Genomic DNA, 20,110 nt, shown 5'->3' with positions numbered 1-20,110 from the left:
TCAGCGGTCCGAGGACGATCGAAAGAAGTTCTCAACCAGCGGCGGCGCATCGACTTGCGGAACGTGACACTGATTGCAGAAGTACCGAGTACCCGCGATGTGATCGAGCTCGCGCCCTTCGCGATCAAGGTAGTGTGTCATCGACAGTGTAGGCGCGTCGCGCTCCCCCGCTTTTGTCCAGTCATGGCAGGCAAGGCATTGGTTCGTTCGCAGGTCCAGTTGATACTGAGCAATAGAGTGCGGGATCAGGGGGGGTTGCTGCCGGTAGTTTCTTTGCATCCGGCCTTCGACCTGTCTGTGGATCTGATCAAGATGCACTGGCTCGTCCACACCGGTGCCGCGCAAGTCGGTAACCTGGGCAGTTTGGGCAATAGCTATGCCAACCAATGTCAACGAAGCGATGATCGATGCAGGAAGAAGTATTTTTGACTTTGTCATGATCGTCTCCCTTTTCAGGCTCGCTGAATTTTGCACGCGCATTTTTTGAAGTCGGTTTCTTTCGAAATCGGACATGTTGCGTCGAGCGTCAGCTTGTTTGTCAGTTGGCCCTCGTCGAACCAGGGCATGAAGACCACGCCTCTGGGCATCTTGTTTCGCCCACGCGTTTCAACGCGACTTATCACTGCGCCACGTCGCGTCGAGATCTCGATTTCTTGTCCACGTCGAAGATCTCTATCGCGTGCGTCATCTGGGTGCATGTAAACAACCGCTGCGGGATACGATCGATGTAATTCGGGGACCCGTCGCGTCATCGAACCCGAGTGCCAGTGTTCCAGAACCCGCCCGGTCACAAGCCAAAGGTTAAAGTCGTTGTCAGGCTCTTCAGCCGCGGGTTCGTAAGGCGCGAAAATTATGTTGGCGCGACCATCTGGCTTGCCGTAGAACCGGACGCCTTCTCCCTCGGGCACATAAGGATCATAGCCCTCACGGAAACGGTAACGCGTCTCGTTCCCGTCAACCACTGGCCAACGTAAACCGCGAACCTGATGATAAGTATCGAAGTCCGCTAGATCGTGTGCCTTGCCGCGTCCGAACTCCGCATATTCCTCAAAAAGTCCCTTCTGAACGTAGAATCCGAAGTGTTCGCTTTCATCGTTGTCGAAGCCTTCCGTAACTTCAGAGGCGGGAAATTTGTCCACATTGCCGTTTGCAAACAACAGATCAAAAAGGTTGATGCCCTTAAATTCGGGGTTTGCATCCAGGAACTCTTTTGGCCAAACGTCATCAGTCGTGAAGCGTTTTGCGAACTCCATGACTTGCCACAGGTCCGAGCGGGCCTCGCCGGGTGCCTTGACCTGTTGCCGCCAGAACTGAGTGCGGCGCTCTGCATTCCCGTATGCGCCTTCTTTCTCAACCCACATCGCCGTCGGTAGGATCAAGTCTGCGCTCAACGCCGTTACGGTCGGATACGGTTCAGAAACAGTGATGAAATTTTCGGGATTGCGATATCCCGGAAGACCTTCCTCGTTGATGTTTGCCGCGGCCTGAAGGTTGTTGTTGCACTGCACCCAATGACAATTCAGCACTCCATCTTTCAACATGCGGTGCTGAAGTACGGCATGGAAACCGGGCTTCGGCGGGATCGTTCCTTTGGGCAGACCCCAGGCTTTCTCGCAGATGTCCCGATGCTTTTCAATCCCAACGACCATGTCGGCCGGCAACCGGTGTGCAAAAGTCCCGACTTCCCGCGCTGTGCCGCAAGCCGACGGTTGACCAGTCAAAGAAAAAGGCGAATTTCCGGGCTCGGCGATCTTTCCGGTCAACAGATGCACATTATATAGCAGCCCGTTCACCCATGCGCCGCGCGTGTGTTGATTGAATCCCATGGTCCAAAGGCTCATCACCTTGCGGTCCGGATCTGCATATTGTGCGGCTAGACGTTCAAGGTTCGCGGCAGGCACTCCAGAAAGTTCCGACACCGCTTCAACCGTGTATTCGCTTACGGCTGCCGCATATTCGTCAAAATTCATGGCATCAAGTTTGCCGTGTTTTCCTTCGTGCGACGGGTTTTCGGCAGCCTGCTCCAATGGGTGGGTCGGGCGAAGACCATATCCGATGTCGGTCGCAGTTTTTGTGATATTAACGTGTTTCGCAACAAAGTCTTCGTTCACTGCGCCGTTCTGAATGATGTAATTCGCAATGTAATTCAGGATTGCCAGATCTGTTTGCGGTGTGAACACCATGCCGTTGTCTGCCAGTTCGAATGATCGATGTTCGAAGGTGGAAAGAACATGGACTTCGTTGCCTGGTTTTGTCAGCCGCGTGTCCGTTAGCCGTGACCAGAGAATTGGGTGCATCTCGGCCATGTTCGACCCCCAAAGCACGAATGTGTCCGCCGCCTCCAGGTCGTCATAACAGCCCATTGGCTCGTCGATTCCAAAGGCCCGAATAAAGGCAGCGACAGCGGACGCCATGCAATGCCGTGCATTCGGGTCGATGTTATTCGACCGCAAACCCGCTTTCATGAATTTGGTTGCGGCATATCCTTCCCAAACGGTCCATTGTCCAGAGCCAAACATGGAAACTGCCGTTGGGCCTTTTTTGCGAATGGCGTCTTTCCATTTTTCCGCCATGATATCAAAGGCTTCATCCCAAGATACAGGCTCAAATTCGCCGTTTTTATCATAGACTCCATTGCTTTTGCGGAGCAGCGGAGTGGTCAACCGATCTGCACCATACATTATCTTCGACAGGAAATAGCCTTTGATGCAGTTGAGGCCACGGTTTACCGGCGCGTCCGGATCGCCCTGAGTAGCAACAACTCTCCCGTCTTTTACTCCCACGAGAACCGAGCAGCCTGTGCCGCAGAACCTACAGGCCGCTTTGTCCCAACGAATGTCCGACTGTGCCAGTTGCGCATTCGCAGGTCCGGTAGAAAGTGTGATCCCTGCGGCCGAAGCGGTTGCTGTTGCTGCGGACGCTTTTAGGAATGTGCGCCGCGATTCAGAGATGGTCATTGGGCTGGCCTCCCTCGGTAATTTTTGTGAAACGAGACAACCGCGCATGAGAATTCGCGGCGTCTTCGAAATGGTGATAATTGAGCGTCAGCGAAACCACGCCGGGGATCTGGTGCAGTTGCATTATTGTTTCGGACGCAAGGCGTGCATCCGTGTCCTCGACAACAAGGACAAATCGCGCGTCTTCGCTTTCGGCATGAATTTCAACGCCATCGAAGGCTTCGATTGCCTGAAAAGCCGCCCTGGCATGTTCTGGCGTAACGTGGATGAGGCAACCGCAAATATTCACACTGCTACCCCCTGTTGCGAATGACTTATGAGATGAATTGCAGACGCTGGGCAGGAGCCAACACAGGCCCCACAGCCGGTGCATTCCCCGGCCACAACCTTCACCGCTCCAACTTTGCCAGCGCGAATGTCAAAAATGATGGCGGTCTCATCGCACGCGTCGGTGCAACTCTGACAAGATACTCCACGGTTTAGAAAACAGTCGGTTCTGACGGTCGCGACAAGAGTCCAGGGAGCTGCATCTGTGTCCCGAAAGACGCCCTCATTGCAGGCAAGTGCGCAATCCCCGCAAAAGACACAGCCGCCAGCTTTGAAATCGATGGTGGGAGTGTTCGCTGGCCCTGCGAATAAAATAGATTCCGGACAAGCCCGAATACAGTCCCCGCACGAGGTGCATTTTTCCCTTACGAGCCTTTCATCGGTCCAGGGCGGCCTGGGCACGGCAGCTCGCCACGCATTTGATCGCGCGTTTTGCATCTCGGATGGTGCGCCAAGGCTGGTCAATTTTCATCCCTGTTTGTTATTTCAAACAGGTGTGCCGGACTTGCGCTGGACTGTCCTTGACTTAGATCAAGTGGGGTTTGCGGCGCGGGTCAGTCAGCATCCAGAAGGCGGCGGAGCGCGCTTGGATCATCCAAGCGGATTATGGGGCCGTCGACTTTTACACCATGCTCCCGCATTCTTTTAAATGCCCGAGAAAGCGTCTCGGGTTTCATTCCAAGAAGTGACGCAAGCACCTTTTTTTCAACGGGGATTTCAACCTCGTTTGGAAACTGGGCAACCTCCGATCGTGCCAGAATATAATGCCCCAGCCGTTCCAGACCCGAATCTGATTTCAGCTGTTCGATTTGGCGAACCAAGTGATGCAGGTGCCTATATGTCGCAGCAAGAATTGCGCTAAATGCGTCTGGATTATCATGAACGGCGGCACGTACGGCACCGCTTGGCGCCATAAGAATTCGGCTATCCACAAGAGCAGCCGCCGATACCGGGTATGGCGACCGCTCGAAGGCCAGGGCCTCGGCAAAACTACTGCCTGCCGCAAAGGTTTCAACGACGACTTCTTCGCCATCCCGCTTGGTGACCGTCAATTTGATCATCCCGTTCAACACCGCAAAAATTGCCGCGGCATTCTCGCCCTGATGAAACAACGTTTGCCCTGCTTTCACTTCAATGATCCGCGATCGCTGCAAGATCGCGTCGAAGACCGGGGGCGGAAGTGACCCGAAGAAAATAGCAGTCTTGGCTGCCTCGACGTCTGATTTCGCGAGCATGTGATTTGCCTATCTGCGATCACCAATTATTGGCGCCCACTTTGCCTTAGAAGTCGGTTCAGCGAAACCACTTGGCGCGCCTTAGCTGACGGCCAACTATCAGAACACCGCGAGTGAGTGTTAACCTCCTAAAGCCAAAGTTTTGTATCCTCGCCGGAACTGTCCCATCAACGCCAAACGCGCTGCAAGCCTATGGCGTATACCAGTGAACTATCATTGCGCGTTTGAGCAACGCCTTGGGTATTAGAGGAAAGACATCCAAAAAAGAGGAACGACCAGGCAGGTCAGCAAAAAGAAACTGTATTCTGCAAGTTTCACGACGGGGTTTATTTCAGTCCGGTTGATGATCGAACCTACGCGACAATGCCCTTTGATGGCCGTTATAAACTGATCGTCTATCACACCCACGATATTGTCGAGCTATTCGATCTCAACGAAGACCCCGGCGAGTTCGACAACTTGTTTTACGAAGATGGCAACGAAGCGTTAAAGAGCCGGTTGATTTATCGCCACATGAATCGATTGGCCAACGCCTCCGATCAAGGCGTGGCGCGCGTGCAATACAATTGACCCGACGATGTCGCAGACGCATTGGCGTGCCCGCACTCTAGGCAAAGCTGTACATTGAATCGGGATGCTAACACTCGGTAAACCCACCGTCCGGAGGCACCGACGCAATACAGACGTTATACCGACACGATACCGATGTGAGAATTATGCACATTCCCAGCATTATTTCTGCCGGTAGTGCATTTAGGCACACCTTTTTTCGACGTTTCGAAATCAGCCAGATGAAACTCTTCTTCATCAAATCCATAGGTCTCAGGAAATTTGCCGGACTATAGTGATAACCTATATCCAGTCTTTCGGTCGCTTAGGCTCCAAACAGCTCTCCCTGAATCGCGGGTTTAAGGGCAATCAGCTCTTTCGCCAAGAAATCCACAAATCGCCTTACACGCGTGGTTCTGCGAAGATCGGAATGCAACAAAATATAGAAGTTTCGATCAAAGACGAGTTCGTTATTGGGGTTTGGGACCAACGTCAGACCATCCTTCGCAAAGACCGGCATCGTGCGCACAACTCCAAATCCTTGCCGCGCAAGATTGAGTTGCATGACGTGATCCATCGTGGCGTGGCGGACTTCGGCAAGCGGAAATGGTGATGACTTCTGCCAGTCTGGATGTCGGTTGATTTCGTCCCATCCCAGCAAGTGCAAACCTTCACCTTTCGGGCCGCTCGCCGCAAAATGACGTTCGAGGTAAGCCGGGCTCGCGTAATAACCAAGTGCCAGCGGGAAAAGCTTTCGTGCCACCGCATCATCCGTAACTTCGTGCGCAACGCGCAGGGAAACATCCGTTTCCAGTTTCGCGATGTCGTCAAACCGGTCACTGACTCGAATATTGATATCGATCTCAGGGTACAGGTCAAAGAACCGGATCAGGATCGGCGAAACAATATCGTAAGCCATTGTTCCTGTAAGAGAAAATCGAATTGAGCCGACTTCCTGCTTATCTAAACCGGTCAGGCGTTGCTGGGCGCGCAGGAACAAAGTTTCAGCCTCTTCAGCAACCGGCAGCAGCATTTCCCCGGCCTTTGTGAGCGAGACACCGCTGCGGGTTCGTCGAAGCAACTGCATACCGTAGGCAGTTTCCAGCGCCTGGATGTGGCGGTTGATCTTGGCATGCGTCGTGCCAAGAGCTTCCGCCGCACCTCGCAAGCTGCCTGTTCGGGAAACGGCCAGAAAATACGGCATCTGTTCCCAGTTGGTCATCGTCGGCTTCATGGAGTTCATCCAAAAATTGTGGGTCGAATACGACCCACTGTGGGCTAAATTGTGCGCTATTTGGATCGAAATGGAAAGACTACATCTTCCCCTGCAACAACATTTGGAGACAGTCATGCAACGTAGAAGTTTTCTTCTTTCCAGCGCCGCAGCAATCGGAGCGACCTCAGTTCCTGCCCGCTTGTTCGCAAGTTCATTCGCTTCACTTCCCAAAAAGCGAGTCAAAGTTCTGGGCCACGAAATGGCCTATACGGATAACGGCGAAGGTCGACCGGTCGTGTTCCTTCACGGCAACCCCACGTCGTCATATCTGTGGCGCAACATCGTTCCTTATGTCACCGACGCCCACCGTGCGATTGCGCCCGATCTGATGGGCATGGGTGACAGCGATAAGCCCGCAATGACCGACACTTACATTGAATCGCGCGATTATCTGTTTGCGTTCCTTGACGGACTTGACCTTCAAGACGCAGTTCTGGTGATCCACGATTGGGGGTCGGCTCTAGGGTGGGAATATGCCCGCACCCGGCCAGAGCGCGTCAGCGCGATTGCCTTCATGGAGGCAATGACACCCCCGTTTATGCCGATCGGTTCCTTCGATGATCTTGGGCCTTTCAAAGAGTTCCTGCAGGGCATCAAAACCGCAGGCGTGGGCGAGAAAATGGTTCTTGAGCAGAATGTGTTTCTTGACCAGTTCCTTCGCCACGACAGCAAAGATGGCGCATTCCCGGACGCTGTGGTTGCCGAATACAATCGCTATTACCCGACGCCAGAAAGCCGACAGATTATTCTGGATTGGCCCCGTGAGATTCCCGTCGGTGGCGAACCCGCCGATGTTCACGCGATCGTTCAGGCCAATTCGGATTGGTTGCTGGCAACCGAGTTTCCGAAACTGATGTTCCACGTTAGCCCCGGTGCTATCATCAATGACGAACGCGCCGAGTATCTGAAGGCCAAATTGTCAAACCTCGAAAGCATCTATCTCGGCAAGGGCGGGCACTTCATCCAGGAAGATTACCCTGATGAAATCGGGCAGGGCATCGCCGATTGGCTGACCCGCGTCTAACGCCACCAATATACTCATTCTGAAAGGAAAATCTGATGTTGAAAGCTGTTCAGATACTCTCGGGCCTGTTGGCCGCTGTTCTTCTTGGCTTCGCCGGGCTCTACATATTGAACCCTCTTGGCGCGAGTTCGCTAAATGGCTTGTCGCCGGTTGACACCCACGGCGTGACGAACCTGCGCGTGTTGGGCGCTCCTATCGGCGCTCTCGGGCTGATGGCCGCAATAGGCGCGGTCAAAAAGGACCCTGTGTTCCTGGCACCTGCGGCTCTTTATTTCCTGTTCACGATCCTCATCCGCGTGTTCGGGTTGATTGCAGACGGTGCACATTCAAGCACAATCCGCGGGCTGGTGCTTGCCGCCGTGCTGTTCATTGTCGCCGAGATCGCCGTTTGGGTGTTTCGAAAAGAGCAGAAAACTAAAAATGACCCCGTGGCTGCCTGACGCCGACGACGCGATCCGCCTGCACAAGGGGCGGATCGCGCACCGGCATGAGGAGCATGCCGACATGCAAATTCCCTTACTGGCAACTAGTTGACAGATCGCCGGGTACGATCCGCCTAGTCGCTGAATGGGGTTGCAAAATGATACCGGTCCCGCTCTCTGGGAATGCCGATCACCTGCAATCATTCTCCAAAAGCAAAATATCATGACTGGTTTTCTTACTCAGGCCGAGACTGTGGATACCGTTATTCGAAATCCCTCCAACCCCGAACGTTCCATGCGCATCTGCAAACCTTCGAAATAGGTAGTGATCCACAGAGCAGGTCAGTAGTTGGTCGACAGTGCCAGCAAATTGGAGGATGTGGAGTTCGTCCCGCATCCGTTGAAACCTGTCGTCTAACTCCACGTTTCAAATGAGCTGGTTGAACTTGAACGCACAACAAAACCCACGATTTGTCCGCTGAAAGGAAGGGTGGCTCGTTGGCGGGTGGAAGGGTGCCCGAGCTTGGAAACCATCACGTGATCCTATCCTGAGCCTTTGGACCTTTTTGGCATAATGGCAGATCACGCTGCATTGGACGCGGGAGCCGTTGAAGCGAAGTGTCCGTCGTCAGGGTTTTGGGAACCAAGAGTTGCTTAAACAAGTAAAGAGTTTGGCTCGTCTGGTTGATGTTATTATGCGGCGCGCTGTCTGTGATGCAAGCGCCGCGCTTCGAGCGTCTTTCGTTTGATCCTTTCCCGTTGTCTTAGAATGGCTTTGTCACGCCCGAAGTAGACGTCGGCGGGTGTGACGTTGTTCAGGCTCTCGTGGTAGCGCTTGTGATTGTAGTGATCGACGAAGGCTTCGATCTGGGTTTCGAGGTCTCCCGGAAGGAAGTAGTTCTCCAATAGGATGCGGTTCTTCAGGGTTTGATGCCACCTCTCGATCTTGCCCTGTGTCTGGGGATGATATGGTGCGCCCCGAGAATGCTTCATGCCTTTGTCCTGCAGCCATTCAGCCAGATCGCCAGAGACGTAACTGGACCCGTTGTCGCTGAGGAGGCGGGGTTTGTGGATGACGTGAACCTGATCGCACCCTGATGCTTGTAGCGCCAAATCCAGGGTGTCCGTCACGTCCTCTGCCCGCATGTTCGTGCAGAGTTTCCACGAGATGATGTAGCGGCTGTAGTCGTCCAGGATTGTGCTGAGATAGAACCAGCCCCAGCCAAGCACTTTGAGATAGGTGAAGTCGGTTTGCCAAAGCTGGTTGATCGCAGTGGTCTTGTCTTTGAACTCGTTTGCCGCCTTGAGCACGATAAAGGCCGGGCTGGTGATCAGATCGTGGGCCTTCAGGGCCCGATAGACTGAAGATTCCGAGACGAAGTAGCGCTCCCGATCCGTGAACGTCACTGCCAGTTCGCGCGGCGACAGCTCCGTCTCCTGCAGCGCCAGCTTGACGACCTTGCGCCGGACTTCGTCGGGGATGCGGTTCCAGACATGTCTGGGCTTAGGCGCTTGATCCACAAGGCCAGCGTCGCCGCGCTGCCGATACCGATCATACCAACGGTAAAATGTGGTGCGGGGGATGCCCAGCTTTGCCAATGTTCGACGAGCAGACAAATGCGACCCCTCAACAAGCCGGATGATCTCCAACTTCTCAGATGCAGCATACCTCATTCTTGGTCGCCCCCACCGCCGGTCATGCTTTTTTTGAGAAGACGCAGTTCCAGTGTTTGCTCGGCAACGACCTCCTTCAGGTCTCGGGCTTCGCGGCGCAGGTCCTTGACTTCGTCGGTCGTAGCCGCACGCGCCGTATCTCCAGCAAGCCGCCGTTTGCCAGCTTCCATGAAGTCCTTGGACCATTTGTAGTAGATACCTTGAGATATTCCCTCACGACGGCACAACTCAGCAATGCTGTCTTCGCCACGCAAGCCATCCAGCACGATCCGGATCTTCTCTTCTGACGAATACTGTTTGCGCGTCGCGCGCTTGATCTCTTTGACGATCTGCTCGCCGGGGCTCCTGCGAGTTCCAGTTGTCTGTCTCATGTCCCACTCCTCAGTGGTTACGATGAGCCAACAACTCTCTCTTATCAAATTAACCTAATTGGACCCATAGGCGCTGACTTCAGACACCTCAATCTCATGATGCCCATGGGCAAAGGACAGCAAGCGACCAGTCTGCCCTATCAATCCGGCTGATATGTCGTGGTCTTTCAACATACTTTCAGGTGCCTCTAGCAATGCTTCGGCTGTGGCAGCCAGCCAATCGGCTCCGTCCAGAAGCTGGCGGTGAATTTTCATAAAAAACTGCGCTTTACCGGCAAACCTAGGATGCGCCGACCAATCCGATTGCGTCTCTTCCAGCAGCGTAGGACGGATCGCCGATGGCAACCCGTCCCGCATCGCCACATGCGTGTCGATGGCTTGAGGATCAAAGTCCATCAGGCAGCCAATTCAACTTTGGGGCTGGTGCCTTGCGCTTCGTGCACAGATTGCACCGCCGGGTCCGCAGCAAGCTGACGGATCACACGGTCAATGTTTGGATAGGCCGAAGTTGGCTTGTCGAAACCATAGGCCCAATTCGCCATTGGATATAGAAACGCATCGACAACCGACTTCTGATCGCCCAGCATCCAGCGTTTGCCTTCAAGATTGGCTTCGATGACGTCCAGCGCAGATGCAACCCGGATCTGTGAAGCAACCTTAACTCCAGGCGCCTGCTCCGCGTCCGCGTGATAACGGCTCGGCATGAAGTATGGAAAGAAGAATGGATGCAAAGTAGCGGACAGGAAAGCAAGCCAGCGGTAAAGCTGATTGCGTCCGGCCGTGCCAGCCGCCGGGCCGATGTTGGCTTCGGGATTTTCGTCAACCAGCTTCAGGAGGATAGCCAACCCTTCGGAAAGCGGGCCGTCTTCATCCACAATCGTCGGAACAACGCCCGCCGGGTTAAGCTTGAGATAGTCTGGTGATTTCATGCCAGCAAAGTCCAAGTGCTCGACTTCAAATGGTTTGCCGATCCATTCCAGAACGATGTGCATTGCGGTCCCACAGGTGCCGGGTGCAGAGTAGAGTTTCATATCGAATTCCTTTCGGTGAGATAAGAGCGGCGCTTTATAACGCCGCTCGTTTGATCAATTGGCCCAAGTTGCGTTTGGATCGACCCGGAAAAGGTGCTCCATGAAAACGGGCATCAACAAGGGCAACTTTTCGGTCCGTGCGTGATCACGCGACAACTCGGCAGGCACGACATTCCAGGTGATCGCTTCGACACCAGCCGCCAGCATCCGCTCCATGCCATTCTCGTGGCTTAGTTCAGAGAAACTGCCGACCACATCTTCAGGCACATAGACATCGTAACCTTCGCGTTCTGCCTCGATCGCTGGGTAAGCAAGACATACATCTGTCCAAAGTCCTCCCATGATCAGCTTTTGACGCCCCGTCGCCTCAACTGCCGCAACAAACTCAGGCTCTTCCCAGGCGTTTACATTGGTGCGGTCAACGAAGACGGCGTCGGGCGCCAGCTCTTTCAATTCTTCAATGAACGGATCGTAACCACCGTATCCAACCGAGACATGGCTGAAGATTATCGGGATGTCGTAGATGACGGCGGTCTTGATCAGACCCGTTGTGTTGTTGATCAGCTCTTCATGGGAGATCGTGTTCACACCCATCAAAATAGGCGGCTGATAGTCAATCAGGATCAGCGCCGAGTTTGTCGGCGACAGAAACGGGTCTTCGTGGGCCGGGCGCTCTGGCGTGCCCTGATAGTTTTCCGGGAATTGGCCAAGCCCATCTACAGTTTCAATCGGCGTATAGCTTTCAAATCGATCCAGCCGCTGCGCACGCAACGTGTCTGAGGACGCCACTTCGGCGATAGCTGCACCTGCGGTCAGCACAATGGCAGAAGCAAGCAGAGTTGTTTTTATCCGAGTATTCATAACAAGGTCCTTACTTTATTAATGGGTCTAATTTTTCAGCTCTTGAACGTGTTTTTTGATAAGGGTCGCTGCCGACGGGCCGGGGCCGATAAGTTCAAAAACATTGCGGTCCGGATCACGAATGAAAATCGTCTGCGTGCCTTCAAAATCGCGACGGCCCGTGATGGCGATGCCATTTTCAGTAACGAACCGCTCAGTTGCAGCGGCGTCCTTCACCTTCACGGCCATATGGGTGATGCCTGGATACTTAGGCTTTTCATCCATCAGAATGTTCTCACCCGGCTTGGCCGTTGCAGGCCCAAGCAGATTGATGTTGATTCCCGAGGGATGAAGCATGACCAGCGGATGGCCATGGTCATAACCGCCGTCGGCGATCATCTCGAAGCCGAGCAATTCGTAGAATGCTATCGACTTTTCGCGGTCGCTGATGCGGATGCCGATGTGGTCGAAGTTGGTAATATCGAGCATTGATTTTGCCTTTCCTTGCGGTTGGCTAAGAGATACGCTTGCTACATGAGCACCACTAGATCAGAAAAAACCACAAGACCTGCTCATTCAGATCACGTGCCAAGCGTTGATCGGATGCGCGAATTTATGAACGTCATGCAGGCTGGCAGCATCTCGGAAGCCGCAAGGATCATGGGATTGCCGCGCGCGACCCTCAGCCGTCGCATGGCCAGGCTTGAGGCTGATCTGGGTGTTCGTCTGATCCTGCGTCGCACCACAAAACTCGCGTTGACCCATGCGGGAGAGGAGCTGTTGCGCCGCGCGAAGCGCGTTGTGGCGGACGCAGATGAAGCCTGGGATGCGGTGCGCCGCCTAGATGACACACCACGCGGGCTCTTGCGCGTATCCATGGCCGGTTCGCACTTCCTGACGCTTTTCACCGACTTTCTCTGCAATTTCCCGGAAGTGAGGCTCGAGGTTCAATCCACAACCCGACACGTCGACCTGTTGGCCGAAAGTGTCGATGTCGCAATGCGTATTGGTCCCGTTAAAGATCAAGACCTGATTGCCCGCAGGCTTCATACGGATCGGCTGATTGTCGTTGCCGCGCCGGAATACCTCAATCGAATGGGAACACCCCAGAAAGCCACCGACCTGACAAAGCACATCTGCATCGTGGGCTTCGCGGGTGAATGGACGCCCAACAACATCTGGCCGCTTTGGAAGGGCGGGACCATTTCTGTGGGCGGTCGCCTATCTGCCAACGAAATCGGCCTGATCCGCGAGGCCGCAATTGAAGGCTCGGATGCGCTCTCATCGCTTCTGCGGTCGTGGCGGAAGACGTCCGCGCAGGTCGTCTGGTCCCAGTATTACTCGACCAGGTTGGAGCCGAACTTCCCATCAGCCTCGTCTACGCAGATCGAGAATTTATCGACCCAAAGGTGCGCGAGTTTGTGGACCGTGCTGTTGAGGTGATTGAAAAGCAAATGCCGAAACCCTTGGGGATCGATTGACGACCGAAATCACACGAAAAAACATCGGCATCCGGCAAACTTAATCAAATTTGCCCACGTTGAAGATCGGCTACGATAAATTCGGCCAATGCAACATCCTGCGCGTCGGCAACAAAGTTTAAACCGAATATGTCCATGTACCAACTATCCGCCGCCTGAACACACTTCCCGCTGCCAGCGGCTGTGATCAACACGAGCGGCGAAAAACCCAATTCTGCCTGGATGCATAATGGATGTGCGGAGCGAACTGCTAACATCCATTCGGCCCGGTCTTCGTTCTCATCTCGCATCCCTCCAAGGATGACGATGAGCGATAGACACTCCTTTAGCAAAACAATGCTGTCTGTCTCAAAGCCGTTACGGGTTACAGGAAGTGTTGACGAAAACTGAAAGTTTCATGAAACCGGAATGTACTGATTAAGCAGAGCATCAACTAATCACTCCGTCCCCGACCCGCGGAGTTGACGAATAATTCCCCCCAAACCGTCAATCCGTTTTGAAGTTGCGCTTAATGACCAATTCTTCGTCACTAGTTTTGGGCTCAACAAGATACATGCCGATTATGATAATTGCGAAGGCAATCCACGCCAACGGCGAAAGCTCTTCGTTCAACAACAACATCCCCCAGATGACACCTGCGATCGTCATGGCATAGGCGCTTTGGCTATAAAACACTGCCCCAGCGGTTGCGATCAAATGGAACGCCAACAGCAAGGATGAAGCCCCTACGACGCCCATCAAAACCACAAGGATTTCCAGCCTTCCGACCGATGGGCCAAGCGTCATAAGGTCGCCACTGAAATACGCCCACGGGCCAAGTAGAGCCGTGGACAGGGCCATCATCAGCCCAACTGAGGCGAAGATGTCCACATGTTCCGGGCGCTTACCCGCCAAAACCAGAGCCTCGACGGCGAAAAGAAGCGGAAGAGCCATTGCAAATAACAGCCATGCGTTCTGTGCCCCGTTCGACATGTCGAAACGCGTGAGCAGAACCAACGACACGCCAATCAACCCCACCAGCAGCCCAAACAACCGACGAGGGGAGGCTTGCTCCATTCTGGAAATTGCGGCAAAGCCAAAAACCATAAACCCTTGAAGCGTAACAATTAACGAGAGCATGGCCGCTTCGACATGCTCGGTGACCACAAAAGTCGTCATACGTTGAAGAATACCGGCGATAATTGCCCAGTAAACGAAAAACATGAACTCGGACCGATTAAGCCGTGGCAATTTGCGGCGATAGGCGGCAATGCCCAAGCAAATGATCGCAGCGATACCGTTAACCCAGATCGCGAGTCCAAGCGGGTTTGATCCCAGTCCAGACGCCATACGTGATAGAGCCGGTGTGAGACCCCAAACAAGTCCAACGGCCAGTACCAGAAACGAGCCCTGAAGGGTTAAGATCATCTTTTTGAGCTTCAGTTCGCGCTCATAGATTTCTCCGGCCATGCCACGAAATACAGCAGCGAGACGACCAAGCGGATCGTCTTTGTTAGCTAGTTCATCCAGCTCCAGGCTTTCCGGGTTAAAACGGCCGCTTTCCAGCACCTCAGCAGCTTCGGTTAACCGTTCGATCCGGCCGAAATATTCGCGTTCCTGATCGCGAAAGCGCTTTTTTGATAGAGATGCACCAAGGCGTGCGCGAAGCAAAACGGGGTCAAAGCTTTTGGGTAGAAAATCCTCGGCACCAAGCTCGATCGCCTTAACAACGCTTTCGGTTTCGTCGTCCAAAGCCGAGATCACGATCACAGGCACATCGCGCATGGTCTCGTATTTTTGCTGTCTGAAGTCAGCGCCTATGGGTCCAAATAGCGTTATTTGATAAGAGAGAGTTGTTGGCTCATCGTAACCACTGAGGAGTGGATGATGAGACAGACAACTGGAACTCGCAGGAGCCCCGGCGAGAAGATCGTCAAAGAGATCAAGCGCGCGACGCGCAAACAGTATTCGTCAGAAGAGAAGATCCGGATCGTGCTGGATGGCTTGCGTGGCGAAGACAGCATTGCTGAGTTGTGCCGTCGTGAGGGAATATCTCAAGGTATCTACTACAAATGGTCCAAGGACTTCATGGAAGCTGGCAAACGGCGGCTTGCTGGAGATACGGCGCGTGCGGCTACGACCGACGAAGTCAAGGACCTGCGCCGCGAAGCCCGAGACCTGAAGGAGGTCGTTGCCGAGCAAACACTGGAACTGCGTCTTCTCAAAAAAAGCATGACCGGCGGTGGGGGCGACCAAGAATGAGGTATGCTGCATCTGAGAAGTTGGAGATCATCCGGCTTGTTGAGGGGTCGCATTTGTCTGCTCGTCGAACATTGGCAAAGCTGGGCATCCCCCGCACCACATTTTACCGTTGGTATGATCGGTATCGGCAGCGCGGCGACGCTGGCCTTGTGGATCAAGCGCCTAAGCCCAGACATGTCTGGAACCGCATCCCCGACGAAGTCCGGCGCAAGGTCGTCAAGCTGGCGCTGCAGGAGACGGAGCTGTCGCCGCGCGAACTGGCAGTGACGTTCACGGATCGGGAGCGCTACTTCGTCTCGGAATCTTCAGTCTATCGGGCCCTGAAGGCCCACGATCTGATCACCAGCCCGGCCTTTATCGTGCTCAAGGCGGCAAACGAGTTCAAAGACAAGACCACTGCGATCAACCAGCTTTGGCAAACCGACTTCACCTATCTCAAAGTGCTTGGCTGGGGCTGGTTCTATCTCAGCACAATCCTGGACGACTACAGCCGCTACATCATCTCGTGGAAACTCTGCACGAACATGCGGGCAGAGGACGTGACGGACACCCTGGATTTGGCGCTACAAGCATCAGGGTGCGATCAGGTTCACGTCATCCACAAACCCCGCCTCCTCAGCGACAACGGGTCCAGTTACGTCTCTGGCGATCTGGCTGAATGGCTGCAGGACAAAGGCATGAAGCATTCTCGGGGCGCACCATATCATCCCCAGACACAGGGCAAGATCGAGAGGTGGCATCAAACCCTGAAGAACCGCATCCTATTGGAGAACTACTTCCTTCCGGGAGACCTCGAAACCCAGATCGAAGCCTTCGTCGATCACTACAATCACAAGCGCTACCACGAGAGCCTGAACAACGTCACACCCGCCGACGTCTACTTCGGGCGTGACAAAGCCATTCTAAGACAACGGGAAAGGATCAAACGAAAGACGCTCGAAGCGCGGCGCTTGCATCACAGACAGCGCGCCGCATAATAACATCAACCAGACGAGCCAAACTCTTTACTTGTTTAAGCAACTCTTGGTTCCCAAAACCCTGACGACGGACAACAATGTCGAAATTATCGCTTTGGCAGGTCTCAATGGCCTCTTCGCCCGAGCTGACTACGACAGGGTCATAACCCAGGCGTTTAAGTATCTTACTGCCGACTTTTTGGTTGATTGAATTGTCATCCACCAACAAGACGCGCAAATCATGGCTGGGGCCCAAATCGGCTTCCGGACTACTTTCGGTCTGCAAGACTTCTGGAACCAAATCCGGAGCCAGCGTCTTGACCAGTGCATTCAAAAGTTGCCCCGATTTTGCAGGCTTTGTCAGAGAGGCGGCATAATCCATCTTTGCCACACCATCGCGGAAATGGGTTTCCAGCGGAGAAATCGAACTGAACAAGATCATCGGCGGACACGCCCTGCCCAGATGATTTCGAACGGCGGCTGTGAATTCGAACCCGTTCATATTTGGCATCTTGTAGTCGACGATGATGGCGTCAAAATGTTCGCCGCCCTTGATGATCTCCAACGCGCCTTCCGGGCTTTCGCTTGCGCGCGGCAACAATTCCCAAGCACGAAATTTCTCACTCAAGATCAAGCGATTGGTGCGGTTATCATCAACGATCAGGATGCGCTTGCCGGCGATAGCTTTCAATTGTGCATCGCGGCTCGTTCGATCTGGAATGCGTGCCACTTCGCCTGGCAGAGTGAACGAAAAGATAGTGCCTTCCCCCGCCGTGCTTTCCACGGTGATTTCTCCACCCATCAACTCGACCAACCGTTTGGTGATCACCAATCCCAAACCTGTGCCGCCATAACGACGGGTCGTCGACGCATCGACTTGGCTGAAAGACTTGAACAGCCGGTCCATGCGATCGGCAGGAATTCCAATACCGGTGTCGCGAACCGAAAACGTCAGAAGCGTTGTTTCGCCTGGCTTGTCGGACGCATCGGGCATCATTGTCGATACCGTCAGAACGACTTCGCCAATTTCAGTGAACTTCACCGCATTATTCAGAAGGTTCATCAGGATCTGTTTCAGCCTTACCGGATCTCCGAAAAGCGCCGTAGGGACATCAGGATTAATGCGGCAAGCAAGTTCGATGCCCTTTTCCCCCGACTTGGAGGCTACCAGCTCTACCGAAGATTCAATTGTCTCAACCAGATCCATCGGCGTGCGTTCAAGCTCCAACGCTCCTGCCTCGACTTTCGAAAAATCCAGAATGTCGCTGATTATGGTCAGCAGGGTGTCAGCCGCCGTTGCGATAGTTTCACTAAAGTCGCGCTGTTCTTCATTGAGTTCGGTGCCGTCTAACAGTGTGCTCATCCCGATGATGCCGTTCAGTGGCGTCCGGATTTCATGGCTCATCGTAGCCAGGAATGCGCTTTTTGCTTCAATGGCCGCCTCTGCCGCGTCCTTGGCGGTCTTAAGTTCATCTGAGATGCGTTTGATCTCGGTTATATTCGACAGGACGGCAACTGTTCCGCCCTGATCGGTTCGACGATTGCTGACCTGCTGCCATTGATTGCCAGACAGTTCCTGGATGTAGGGAGTTCCAGCGGAAGGGAGTTCCAGCGGACCGGTGGCGTCCGATCTGGCGCTCAATCCATTCTTCGCGGTTTGCGGTCGCGTTTGGAAACCTTTCGGTCCCGGCTGCGTGTTTGAGAACGTCCTCAAACGGCGTTCCACTGGGCAGTTCAGTCTCGCCGTCGTCCCACATGATTTCACGGTAGCGTTGGTTGGCTACAACAAGTTTGTCGCTTTTGTCATAAAGCGCAAAACCTTCCGATATACTGGCGATCGCATCGGTCAAAAGGCCACGCGCTTCAGTCGCTGTCACCTCGGCCAGGACCAGCTCTGCGGTTCTCTCTTCTACGCGTTGCTCAAGTTCGTCATTGGATGAGCGAAGTTGATGTTCATAGGCATTCTGACGTTCCTGCATTTCATTGAATGCCGATACCACACGCCCGATTTCGTCATCGCTGGTCCAGTTCACCGGCTTGCGCGGTGCATCCGAGCGCTGCTGATTGATGGTGTCCATCATCAGTCCCAAGGGACGCCCGATAATGCGTCTGTTGGCGGTCAATGTCGCTGCGATTACCGCGGCCAACAAAATACTGGCAAGCAGAACCACCAAGCTAAGTCGTTCTCGTGCAAGAGCGCCAAGCCTTGTCTCATTCAGCGCGATGCGCAGGGCCCCAATTTTTACTTCCTGATCGCCCGCGTCATAGAGAATATCTTCCAGCGCAACAAAACGCGTTTCGCCAAATGTCGATGTTTCGCCCGCTTCAGCAACCAGTCTGTCGCGCTCGTCATAAACAGCCGCACCCAAAACATCAGAGTCAGTAAGCAGCGCAGTCAAAATCAGCTTGATTTGACCATCCGCCACATTCCAAAGAGACTCGGCAACAACTGCACTTTGAATTTCGACTAATTTTTCGAGTTTTTCCTGCAGTTGCGCCTCGGCCGAGCGTCGGGCGTTCAATTCGAAAAGTCCAAAGACTATAAATGTCGACGCCAATACCAGCGGCACAACGTACAGCAGAAACTTGGTTTGAACTGATCGGCCGAAACTTCCTCGTTGGTAGTTCCTGGACGTCGCCGTCCCGGCCTCATCTGATCCGTCCGCAGAATCTGTCATTAGAATTCGTTTTCGAAGTAACTTTCGACAACGGCGTTTGCGTCAATACTTGCAAGCCCCGAGTTGAATTTGTCGCGGAGAGCTTCACCATTTTCGCTGACGCTAAAACAAACATACAAAGTTTTGTCTTCAAGGGGGCGCTCGTTGAACTCGAATTCCTCGGCAACGTCTTTTAAAGTCGGCTCGGTTGCCAGCAGGTAAGAGAGAACGAGTTTATCAATTACGGCAACATCAATCCGCTGACGGGCCAGTTTGCGAAGGTTGGTCAAATCGTCCGGAGCGGTAATCGCTCGGATCCACCCAGTCCCGGCTTTCTCGTCAAACTCATCTGTGTTGGAGTAACCAAGAACCGTTCCGACCTTTAGTTTCTGCTCGCCAATGTCGTCGATGCTATTCCAGACGACCGGCGCACTGGTATTCTGAGCAAATCCAAGCGGCCCGTTTCCAATTGGATCTGATGCGACAAACCCCTCAACATGCCGGCAGTGATAACCCGGGAAATAGGCAACAACTTCCTCGTCATCCCGCGCAGTCGATATCGCGCGCTTCCAGGGAAGGATGGCAACGTCAATATCTGCGTCGACCGCCGCAAAAGCCTGCCGGACAACTTCGGTTGTGGCGCCTCCCTTCGGCAGTATTTCCGATGTATAGGGCGGCCATTCGAGAGTTGCGACCGTCAGATTTTCGGCGTTTGCGGGTATGCTGACCATAACGCCAAGGGCACATGCCAGCCCTTGCAATACTGCTTTTTTCACCCGCTATTCTCCCCAGTCATAACCTGGCGGACAGCTTAGCGTGACAATTCTTTGGCAATCAACCCTAAACAAAACAAGAAGCAAATTGTAAGTGAGCCAAATTGCTACAAAATACTCTTTTCGCACAATGGAATCGGGAGCCATATACTTCGAATTAGGATAGTGTTTGAAGTCGTGTCGATACAGTTGATCCCTCGTCAAGAATTAGAAGATCTTCACCCACCCAGCCAGGTAAGCACGCGACCAGATACCAACCATGTCAGTAGAACCCGCTCTTATCACCATACGTTGTA

Annotated in this window: 21 protein-coding genes; 5 read left to right on the top strand and 16 right to left on the bottom strand. The window is 53.7% G+C overall.

Translation table 11 applies throughout. The features are described 5' to 3' along the window. The 5 genes from GKR98_12005 to GKR98_11985 all read right to left on the bottom strand — a co-directional run bounded on the left by GKR98_12005 (position 1) and on the right by GKR98_11985 (position 4,519). Positions 1–438, bottom strand: a complete 438-nt coding sequence (locus GKR98_12005; protein QMU58855.1) for a nitrate reductase cytochrome c-type subunit; periplasmic nitrate reductase electron transfer subunit — start codon at positions 436–438, stop codon at positions 1–3. Between the two features lie 14 nt (positions 439–452). Further along, complete coding sequence (napA, locus tag GKR98_12000; GenBank protein QMU58854.1) at positions 453–2,957, bottom strand: nitrate reductase catalytic subunit NapA; 2,505 nt, start codon at positions 2,955–2,957, stop codon at positions 453–455. Continuing rightward, a complete protein-coding gene (locus tag GKR98_11995; GenBank protein QMU58853.1) occupies positions 2,944–3,246 on the bottom strand; it encodes a nitrate reductase in 303 nt (100 codons plus the stop codon). Before GKR98_11995 ends, napA begins: the two co-directional genes overlap by 14 nt. Beyond that, on the bottom strand, positions 3,243–3,749 hold the full coding sequence (locus GKR98_11990; GenBank protein QMU58852.1) for a 4Fe-4S dicluster domain-containing protein: 507 nt from the start codon (positions 3,747–3,749) through the stop codon (positions 3,243–3,245). The genes GKR98_11995 and GKR98_11990 overlap by 4 nt, the downstream gene beginning before the upstream one ends. An 89-nt stretch (positions 3,750–3,838) precedes the next feature. Continuing rightward, entirely contained in the window at positions 3,839–4,519 is a 681-nt protein-coding gene (locus GKR98_11985) for a cyclic nucleotide-binding domain-containing protein (GenBank protein QMU58851.1), read from the bottom strand. A 363-nt stretch (positions 4,520–4,882) separates the two neighbouring features. On the opposite strand from GKR98_11985, the gene GKR98_11980 reads away from it, so the two are divergent. Beyond that, entirely contained in the window at positions 4,883–5,089 is a 207-nt protein-coding gene (locus GKR98_11980) for a DUF4976 domain-containing protein (GenBank protein ID QMU58850.1), read from the top strand. Between the two features lie 304 nt (positions 5,090–5,393). On the opposite strand, the gene GKR98_11975 is transcribed toward GKR98_11980, so the two are convergent. Further along, a complete protein-coding gene (locus GKR98_11975) occupies positions 5,394–6,290 on the bottom strand; it encodes a LysR family transcriptional regulator (protein QMU58849.1) in 897 nt (298 codons plus the stop codon). Here GKR98_11975 and GKR98_11970 point away from each other — a divergent pair. Together GKR98_11970 and GKR98_11965 are read left to right on the top strand one after the other, a co-directional pair. After that, entirely contained in the window at positions 6,181–7,368 is a 1,188-nt protein-coding gene (locus GKR98_11970) for a haloalkane dehalogenase (GenBank protein ID QMU58848.1), read from the top strand. The genes GKR98_11975 and GKR98_11970 overlap by 110 nt on opposite strands. A gap of 35 nt (positions 7,369–7,403) precedes the next feature. Beyond that, positions 7,404–7,808 carry a hypothetical protein gene (locus GKR98_11965; protein ID QMU58847.1) on the top strand — a complete coding sequence of 135 codons (405 nt, stop codon included), beginning with the start codon at positions 7,404–7,406 and terminating at the stop codon, positions 7,806–7,808. Positions 7,809–8,483: 675 nt separating this feature from the next. Here the strand turns inward: GKR98_11965 and GKR98_11960 are convergent. The 5 genes from GKR98_11960 to GKR98_11940 all read right to left on the bottom strand — a co-directional run bounded on the left by GKR98_11960 (position 8,484) and on the right by GKR98_11940 (position 12,195). Then, a protein-coding gene (locus GKR98_11960) for an IS3 family transposase (protein QMU58846.1) occupies positions 8,484–9,835 on the bottom strand; the annotation gives its coding sequence in 2 pieces (ribosomal slippage) (positions 8,484–9,499 and positions 9,499–9,835; 1,353 coding nt in all). A gap of 54 nt (positions 9,836–9,889) precedes the next feature. Further along, on the bottom strand, positions 9,890–10,231 hold the full coding sequence (locus tag GKR98_11955; protein ID QMU58845.1) for a hypothetical protein: 342 nt from the start codon (positions 10,229–10,231) through the stop codon (positions 9,890–9,892). After that, the gene (locus GKR98_11950) at positions 10,231–10,866 is read right to left on the bottom strand and encodes a glutathione S-transferase (protein QMU58844.1); all 636 of its coding nucleotides are present in this window, start codon (positions 10,864–10,866) and stop codon (positions 10,231–10,233) included. Before GKR98_11950 ends, GKR98_11955 begins: the two co-directional genes overlap by 1 nt. A 54-nt stretch (positions 10,867–10,920) precedes the next feature. Beyond that, positions 10,921–11,727 (bottom strand): isochorismatase family protein, encoded by an 807-nt coding sequence (locus GKR98_11945; protein QMU58843.1) that lies wholly within the window; start codon positions 11,725–11,727, stop codon positions 10,921–10,923. A 27-nt stretch (positions 11,728–11,754) separates the two neighbouring features. Further along, entirely contained in the window at positions 11,755–12,195 is a 441-nt protein-coding gene (locus GKR98_11940; GenBank protein QMU58842.1) for a VOC family protein, read from the bottom strand. 45 nt (positions 12,196–12,240) lie between these two features. Between GKR98_11940 and GKR98_11935 the strand changes: the two genes are divergently transcribed. Further along, positions 12,241–13,149 (top strand): LysR family transcriptional regulator, encoded by a 909-nt coding sequence (locus tag GKR98_11935; GenBank protein QMU58841.1) that lies wholly within the window; start codon positions 12,241–12,243, stop codon positions 13,147–13,149. Between the two features lie 82 nt (positions 13,150–13,231). Here the strand turns inward: GKR98_11935 and GKR98_11930 are convergent, their stop codons facing one another. Together GKR98_11930 and GKR98_11925 are read right to left on the bottom strand one after the other, a co-directional pair. Beyond that, entirely contained in the window at positions 13,232–13,477 is a 246-nt protein-coding gene (locus GKR98_11930; GenBank protein ID QMU58840.1) for a hypothetical protein, read from the bottom strand. 196 nt (positions 13,478–13,673) lie between these two features. Continuing rightward, positions 13,674–14,951, bottom strand: a complete 1,278-nt coding sequence (locus GKR98_11925; protein ID QMU58839.1) for an EamA family transporter — start codon at positions 14,949–14,951, stop codon at positions 13,674–13,676. A 102-nt stretch (positions 14,952–15,053) separates the two neighbouring features. Here GKR98_11925 and GKR98_11920 point away from each other — a divergent pair. Continuing rightward, a protein-coding gene (locus tag GKR98_11920) for an IS3 family transposase (GenBank protein ID QMU58838.1) occupies positions 15,054–16,405 on the top strand; the annotation gives its coding sequence in 2 pieces (ribosomal slippage) (positions 15,054–15,389 and positions 15,392–16,405; 1,350 coding nt in all). On the opposite strand, the gene GKR98_11915 is transcribed toward GKR98_11920, so the two are convergent. From GKR98_11915 to GKR98_11905, 3 genes are read right to left on the bottom strand one after another with little or no spacing between them, the layout of a single operon-like run. Then, positions 16,350–18,026: a response regulator gene (locus tag GKR98_11915; GenBank protein QMU58837.1), complete on the bottom strand. Its 1,677-nt coding sequence runs from the start codon at positions 18,024–18,026 to the stop codon at positions 16,350–16,352. The two genes, GKR98_11920 and GKR98_11915, sit on opposite strands and share 56 nt — an antisense overlap. Continuing rightward, entirely contained in the window at positions 17,854–19,062 is a 1,209-nt protein-coding gene (locus tag GKR98_11910; protein QMU58836.1) for a HAMP domain-containing protein, read from the bottom strand. The genes GKR98_11915 and GKR98_11910 overlap by 173 nt, the downstream gene beginning before the upstream one ends. Then, on the bottom strand, positions 19,062–19,817 hold the full coding sequence (locus GKR98_11905; protein QMU58835.1) for a transporter substrate-binding domain-containing protein: 756 nt from the start codon (positions 19,815–19,817) through the stop codon (positions 19,062–19,064). The genes GKR98_11910 and GKR98_11905 overlap by 1 nt, the downstream gene beginning before the upstream one ends. Positions 19,818–20,110 lie beyond the last annotated feature (293 nt).

The organism is Boseongicola sp., from assembly GCA_014075275.1.
Classification (GTDB): Bacteria; Pseudomonadota; Alphaproteobacteria; order Rhodobacterales; family Rhodobacteraceae.
This window is presented reverse-complemented; position numbering and strand designations above follow the sequence as displayed.